At 63.4% G+C, this 6,737-nt stretch carries 9 protein-coding genes; 6 read left to right on the top strand and 3 right to left on the bottom strand.

Translation table 11 applies throughout. The annotated features are described in order from the left end of the window. On the top strand, positions 1-1,149 hold a 1,149-nt coding region (locus ACW8PS_RS10380), incomplete at its 5' end, for a complex I 51 kDa subunit family protein (RefSeq protein ID WP_491527323.1). 4 nt (positions 1,150-1,153) lie between these two features. Here the strand turns inward: ACW8PS_RS10380 and ACW8PS_RS10375 are convergent. Next, positions 1,154-1,396 (bottom strand): RDD family protein, encoded by a 243-nt coding sequence (locus tag ACW8PS_RS10375; RefSeq protein WP_491527322.1) that lies wholly within the window; start codon positions 1,394-1,396, stop codon positions 1,154-1,156. Positions 1,397-1,541: 145 nt separating this feature from the next. Here ACW8PS_RS10375 and ftsY point away from each other — a divergent pair, with 145 nt between their 5' ends. From ftsY to ACW8PS_RS10360, 3 genes are all read left to right on the top strand, one after another. Continuing rightward, a complete protein-coding gene (gene ftsY, locus ACW8PS_RS10370; RefSeq protein WP_491527321.1) occupies positions 1,542-2,666 on the top strand; it encodes a signal recognition particle-docking protein FtsY in 1,125 nt (374 codons plus the stop codon). 96 nt (positions 2,667-2,762) lie between these two features. Continuing rightward, entirely contained in the window at positions 2,763-3,665 is a 903-nt protein-coding gene (locus tag ACW8PS_RS10365) for an EamA family transporter (protein ID WP_491527320.1), read from the top strand. A gap of 15 nt (positions 3,666-3,680) precedes the next feature. Beyond that, a complete protein-coding gene (locus ACW8PS_RS10360; protein ID WP_491527319.1) occupies positions 3,681-4,295 on the top strand; it encodes an inner membrane-spanning protein YciB in 615 nt (204 codons plus the stop codon). Between the two features lie 3 nt (positions 4,296-4,298). On the opposite strand, the gene ACW8PS_RS10355 is transcribed toward ACW8PS_RS10360, so the two are convergent. After that, a complete protein-coding gene (locus ACW8PS_RS10355) occupies positions 4,299-5,177 on the bottom strand; it encodes a pseudouridine synthase (RefSeq protein ID WP_491527318.1) in 879 nt (292 codons plus the stop codon). On the opposite strand from ACW8PS_RS10355, the gene ACW8PS_RS10350 reads away from it, so the two are divergent. Then, on the top strand, positions 5,176-5,628 hold the full coding sequence (locus tag ACW8PS_RS10350; protein ID WP_491527316.1) for a nucleoside deaminase: 453 nt from the start codon (positions 5,176-5,178) through the stop codon (positions 5,626-5,628). The two genes, ACW8PS_RS10355 and ACW8PS_RS10350, sit on opposite strands and share 2 nt — an antisense overlap. Positions 5,629-5,678: 50 nt before the next feature. On the opposite strand, the gene ACW8PS_RS10345 is transcribed toward ACW8PS_RS10350, so the two are convergent. Further along, complete coding sequence (locus ACW8PS_RS10345) at positions 5,679-6,371, bottom strand: metal-dependent hydrolase (RefSeq protein ID WP_491527315.1); 693 nt, start codon at positions 6,369-6,371, stop codon at positions 5,679-5,681. Between the two features lie 154 nt (positions 6,372-6,525). Between ACW8PS_RS10345 and gatC the strand changes: the two genes are divergently transcribed. Continuing rightward, positions 6,526-6,737 (top strand): Asp-tRNA(Asn)/Glu-tRNA(Gln) amidotransferase subunit GatC (gene gatC, locus ACW8PS_RS10340; protein ID WP_491527314.1); only part of this gene is annotated, 212 nt, incomplete at its 3' end.

Below are 6,737 nucleotides of genomic sequence, written 5' to 3'. Positions count from 1 at the left end.
ATCCCTGATTATCAGGGGCTTGCGGCTTATCAGGCCGAGGGCGGCTATGCCACGCTGAGGCAGTTGCGGGCGACCGGAAACTGGCAGGATGTGCAGGAGAGCATGCTGGCTTCGGGGCTGCGCGGGCTTGGCGGGGCGGGCTTTCCATCGGGCAAGAAATGGGGCTTTGTGCGCGCCAATGCGGGGCCGCGTTATCTGGCGGTGAATGGTGATGAGGGCGAGCCTGGCACCTTCAAGGATCGTTATTACCTCGAACGCACCCCGCATCTGATGCTGGAGGGGATGCTGATCGCGGCATGGGCGGTGGAGGCCGAAACCTGCTTCATCTACATGCGCGACGAATACCCGGCTGTGCTGCATATCCTGGCCACTGAGATTGCGGCGCTGGAGGCGGCGGGCATCGTGGCCCCGGGATATATCGATCTGCGACGCGGCGCCGGGGCCTATATCTGCGGCGAAGAAAGCGCGATGATCGAATCGATCGAGGGCAAGCGCGGCATGCCGCGCCACCGGCCGCCTTTCGTGGCGCAGGTCGGCATCTTTGGCCGGCCCACATTGGTTCATAATGTCGAAACCCTGCATTGGGTGGCGCGGATCTGCCGCGAAGGGCCGGAGGTTCTGAACAGCGTGGAGAAGAACGGCCGCAAGGGGCTGCGCTCCTATTCCGTATCGGGCCGGGTGAAGACCCCCGGCGTGTATCTGCTGCCCGCAGGCTCGACCATCACCGATATCATCGCGGCCTGTGGTGGCATGGCTGAGGGCCATGTGTTCAAGGCCTATCAGCCCGGCGGGCCATCCTCGGGGCTGCTGCCCGCGAGCATCCATGACGTGCCGCTGGATTTCGACACGCTGCAACCGCTTGGCACGTTTATCGGCTCGGCGGCGGTGGTGGTTTTGTCCGACCATGACAGCGCCCGTGACGCGGCGCTGAACATGTTGCGGTTTTTCGAGGATGAAAGCTGTGGCCAATGCACGCCTTGCCGGGTGGGCTGCGAAAAGGCGGTCAAGCTGATGCAGGCCGAGAGCTGGGATCAGCCGCTGCTGGAGGAGCTCTGCGTGGCGATGGGCGACGCCTCGATCTGCGGTCTGGGGCAGGCCGCGCCGAACCCCATTCGCATGGTCGTGAAACATTTCCCGCAGGAAGTGTAGGGTATCAGCGCCGGGTGCCCAGAATGCGCTGCCAGAGCGTGCCGCCATAATAGCGCCCGGCCACGAAATACGCGGCAACAAGGGCAAAGAGCACGATAGCGGGAAAGCCCGACAGGGCAAAACCGTTCTCTGTCGTGTTGCCGGTCAGTTTGGCAATCAGGTATCCGCCGCCAAAAAATACGGTGATGAAATCGAGGATGCCAGCGCCGATGCGCCGCCCGATCGAGGCGCGGGGTCTGTCAGACATGAAGCAATCTCCTTTTTGTCAATCCGGCCAGCTTGCCGCATTTTCGCGGCGCTTGGCAAGGCGGTGGCGGTTCGGCACCATCTTCCATCTCGTCGCGCGTCGTATTAGGTGAAAGCACGTGCATTGCCCGCCGGAGGCCCGACCGATGTCTTTTTTCAGAAAACTCAAGGACCGGATGTTCAAATCCTCCGCCAAGCTGGATGCGGGGCTGGATGCGATCATCGAGGACGGTGCTGCGGTTGAGAGCGAGGCGGCCCAAAGCGCCGAGGAGCCGCCGGTTGCCGCGCCCGCAGCGCCTGCGCCACAATCGGTTTCCAGCCCGCGCGCGCCTGCGCCTGACATAGCGCCGCAACCTGCGCCTGACGTAACCGCAACGCCCGACCCCCCCGCCAGATCGGGGCTTGTCGGCCGTCTGATGGGCCGCAGCGCGGCACCGCGCCGGGCGCTGGATGACGATATGCTGGAGGAGCTGGAGGAGCTTCTGATCACCACTGACATGGGGGTCGAGACCGCGATGCGCGTCACTGCCAATATGGCTGAGGGCCGGTTTGGCCGGATGATGACGGCGGCAGATATCAAGGCGCTGCTATCGGCCGAGATTGCCCGCATCATGGAACCCGTCGCGCGGCCGATGCCGCTTTACCCCAAGAAACCGCAAGTGGTGCTGGTGGTTGGTGTCAATGGCTCGGGCAAGACCACCACGATCGGCAAACTGGCCAGCCAGTTCCGCGCCGCCGGTAAATCCGTGGTGATCGCGGCCGGGGACACGTTTCGCGCCGCCGCCGTCGAACAGTTGCAGATCTGGGGCGACCGAGCAGGCGTGCCGGTGCTGACCGCCCCCGAAGGCTCGGACCCGGCCGCGCTGGCCTTTGATGCCATGGTCAAGGCCGAGGCCGACGGTGCCGACCTGTTGATGATCGACACGGCAGGGCGGTTGCAGAACCGGGCCGATCTGATGGAGGAACTGGCCAAGATCGTGCGCGTGATCCGCAAGAAAGACCCCGACGCGCCGCATAACACGCTGCTGGTGCTGGACGCGACAACGGGGCAGAACGCGCTGTCCCAGGTCGAGATATTCCTCAAGCTCGCCGATGTTTCGGGCCTTGTGATGACCAAGCTGGATGGCACCGCCAAGGGCGGCGTGCTGGTGGCGCTGGCCGACAGGTTCGGGCTGCCGATCCATGCCATCGGCATCGGTGAACAGATCGATGATCTGGCCCCGTTCGATCCGCAGGAATTTGCCCAGGCGCTGACCGGCGCGGAAGGGTAGGGGATGGTCAAGCCGGTCTGGTCCGCTCTGGCAAGATCCGCGCCCGACCCGCCCACCGACGGACCCGGCATCACACCCGTTGCAACGCGCCGATAGATGAGCGCCTGGCTGATCTCCATTGCCGGAACGCCTGCCGGGGCCGTGCTGGCGACCGCGCTGGCGCTGCTGGCCGCCTTTTCGCACGCAATATTCGGCGCGCTTCAGAAAGGCCGCCATGATCCGCTGTTGTCGCGCGGCATCATTGATGCCTCTTACGGTGTGATGGCCGCCCCTGTGGCGCTGTTTGTCGTGCCCTGGCCCGAGCCGCATATGTGGCCGATCTTCGCCGGCATGGTGGTGATCCATGTCGGATACAAGGCGGCACAGATCGCCAGCTACCGGCGCGGGGCCTATACGGTCGTCTATCCGGTGATGCGCGGCACCGGGCCGCTGTTTGCCGTGATCGGGGCCTGGGTGATCTTTGACGAGGTGTTTTCCGCTGTTCAGTGGCTTGGCGTCGCCACGCTGCTGTCGGGCATTTTCGGGCTGGCCGCCTATAATCTGCGCACCATCACGCTGGCCCGTGAAACGCTGGTGCCGGCGCTGTGGCTGGCGGTTCTGACCGGTCTGTTCATCGCCGCCTACACCACCTATGACGCTTACGGTATCCGCGCCACGGCGGATCCGTTCACCTTTCTGGCCTGGTTCTTTTTCCTCGATGGCATGACCATGCCGGTCGTGGCGATCTATGCCTACAGGCGCATGGCCGCCCCGCCTGCCTTTGGCCCGCTGGCGTTGCGCGGGTTGATCGGCGGGATCGTGGCGGTGGTCAGTTTCGGCTCCATCATGCTGGCGACACGGCTGGATCAGGTCGGCCAGGCGGCGGTGCTGCGTGAAACCTCGACCGTGTTTGCCGCGCTGATTGGCTGGCTGATGCTTGGCGAACGGGTCGGTGCGCGCCGATTGGCATTGATGGGGTTGATTGCGGCGGGCGCGGTGATAGTTGAGTTAGGCGCATGAAGCACGAGGACCGGAATGGAAGAGCATAAAGTCAACCCGACCCTGAAATTCGCGCTGGAGCTTGGCCCGCCGATCCTGTTCTTCATCGCCTATCTGTGGCTGAAGGATGAGACATTCACCCTTGGGGGCAGGGAATATGACGGGTTCATCGTGGTCACGGCCGGGTTTGTGCCGCTGCTGCTGGCCTCGATCGCGGCGCTTTGGAAACTGACTGGCAAGCTCAGCCGGATGCAGATTTTCACCGCAATTCTGGTGGTGGTGTTTGGCGGTCTGACCGTGTGGTTTGACGATGAGCGGTTTTTCAAGCTGAAAACCACGCTGGTCTACTCGTTTTTCGTCGTGATTCTGGGCATTGGCCTGTTGCGCGGGCAAAGCTGGCTGCAATTCGTGATGGGCGAGATGATGCCGATGCGCGATGAAGGCTGGATGATCCTGACGCGCCGTCTGGTCGCGGCTTTTGCTTTCATGGCGCTGGCCAATGAGATCGTGTGGCGCACCCAGAGCACGGAATTCTGGGTCACTTTCGAGACCTTCGTGCTGCCCGGCTTCCTGTTTGCCGTCTTCATGTTTCAGGCCAAGCTCTTTGAGCGTTACATGATCGCGCCCGGGGGCGAGGACGAACAGGGCTGAGGGTTATTTCCCCCGCCGCGGCGGCGCGGGTTTCTTCACCACCCGTTTGGCCCCCGGTCGTTTCGGCCTGGGCTTTGCCTGGGCATGGCCTTCGGGCAGCGCGATGCCCAATTGATCACGCAGAACCTTTGGTTTGATTTCCTCAACCATGCCGGGTTTCAGATCATTCAGCCGGAAGGGGCCATAGCTGACCCGCAACAGCCGGTTCACCGTGACGCCAATTTCGGCAAAGGCGCGCCGGATCTCGCGATTCTTGCCCTCGCGGATGCCCACGGTCAGCCAGGCATTGGCCCCTTGCTGGCGGTCGAAGCTCACCTGCATCGGCTGGAATCTCTCGCCATCCGATGTCACGCCCTTGCGCAGCGTATCCAACAGCGCCTCAGAGGGGCTGCCCTTGATCCGCACCCGGTATTTGCGCAGCCATCCGGTCGAGGGCAGTTCCAACTGCCGCTTGAGGCCGCCATCATTGGTCAGCAAAAGCAGCCCTTCGGAATTCAGATCAAGCCGTCCGACACTCATCACCCGCGGCAGATCTTCGGGCAGCGTATCAAACACCGTCTGGCGGCCTTTTTCATCGGCAGCCGATGTCACCAGCCCCGCGGGCTTGTGGTAAAGCCACAGGCGGGCGCGTTCGGGTTCGGCCACCGGTTTGCCATCGACCACGATCTTGTCGGCCTGCGTTACATTCAACGCCGGGCTGTCGATCTTGCGGCCATTCACCGTGACGCGGCCGGCTTCGATCATGCGTTCGGCTTCGCGGCGCGATGCGATACCGGCGCGCGACAGAACCTTGGCGATGCGGTCGCCTTTTGGAATATCCTGAGTCATGGCCCCGGAGTTAGCGGTTTGTGGCGGTCGGGGAAAGCGGTAAGAGCGGGTCATGAGCAGCTTCATCAGCCATATGGATGCCGCATTGGCCGAGGCGCGGGCGGCGGCGGATGCCGGCGAGGTGCCGGTGGGCGCGGTGATCGTCGGGCCGGGTGGCACGGTTCTGGTGCGCGCCCGCAACAAGATGCGCGAGATGTGCGACCCCACGGCCCATGCCGAGATGCTGGCCATCCGGGCGGCCTGCGCGGCGCTTGGGTCGCAACGTCTGACGGGCTGCGATCTTTACGTGACGCTGGAGCCATGCCCGTCCTGCGCGGGGGCCATTTCGGCGGCCCGTATCGCGCGTCTGTATTATGGCGCGTCCGATCCGAAATCAGGCGGCGTGGCGCAGGGCCCGCGCGTGTTTGACCACGCCCAGGCGCATCACAAGCCCGAAATCTATGGTGGCATCGGCGAGGCCGAGGCGGCGGAGCTGCTCAAGGATTTCTTTGCAGAACGGCGGTGAAACGCAATTTCGAAATTGCGTTCAAGGCGCGTCGACGCGCCTTTCCCCGGTTATAATTCAATCGCCTGCATCACCTCGGGCTCGATCACATCGACACCGGGCAGGCCCGCCGCCAGAACCGCTGCCGATTGCTCCAGGATCGGGAAGGTGCGGTAATGGCAGGGGATCACCGTTTCGAACCGGAAAAACCGTTTTGCCGCATAGGCGGCGCGCTTCATATCCATGGTGAAATGCCCGCCCGCCGCCAGAATGCCGATCTGGGGCGCGTGCAGATCGTTGAAAACCTCCATATCGGCCATCACATCGGTATCGCCTGAGACATAGATGGTCTTGCCCTCGCCCGCGATCATGAAGCCGCATTCGGTGCCGCCATAGCGGGGGCCTTCGGCGGTGGCGAAGCTGGAGGAATGGACCGCGTTGACCATCGTGACCTGCACGCCCTCCAGATCGACGGTGCCGCCCTTGTTGAACCCCACCGTTGCGATACCCTCATGCTCTTCCCAATGGCTCATCAGATCATATTGCCCGAGAACCGGGATGCTCAAGGTCCGCGCCAGATCGAGCGTATCGACCACATGGTCAAAATGCGTATGCGTCAGCAGGATATGCGTGGCCCCTTGGGTGGCCTCGGCCTTGCGGGTTTCGGGAAACATCGGATTGCCGGTGAACCAGGGATCCAACAGCAGCACCTCTCCGCCGATCTCGATGCGGAAACTGCCATGTCCCAACCAGATGATTTTCATCGCGCCTCTCCCTGATCTGATAGCGTCGGGGCCAGCGTAGCGGTCGCGCCGGGCCGGGCAAAGCCAAAACCTGAACCGGGGCGCTTGCGGCGCGCCGCTTGCGGCGATAAACCCGTGCCCGATCAGAGACCCCCGAAAAGGCGAAGTGAACCCGATGTCGATTGATACTGAGACCGCCGCCCGCGTCGCCAAACTGGCGCGCATCAAGGTCGAGCCCGCGGACCTGCCGGCGCTGGCTGCTGAGTTCAACGCCATATTGGGGTTCATCGAGCAGTTGGGCGAGCTGGATGTGGAGGCGGTCGAACCGATGGTCTCGGTCACGCCGATGCGCCTGAAACGCCGCGCCGATGTGGTGACCGATGGCGA

The sequence above is a fragment of the Alterinioella sp. genome (assembly GCF_058343375.1).
Note: the sequence above shows the minus strand (reverse complement) of the source record. Positions and strands in the feature narration are given on the sequence as shown.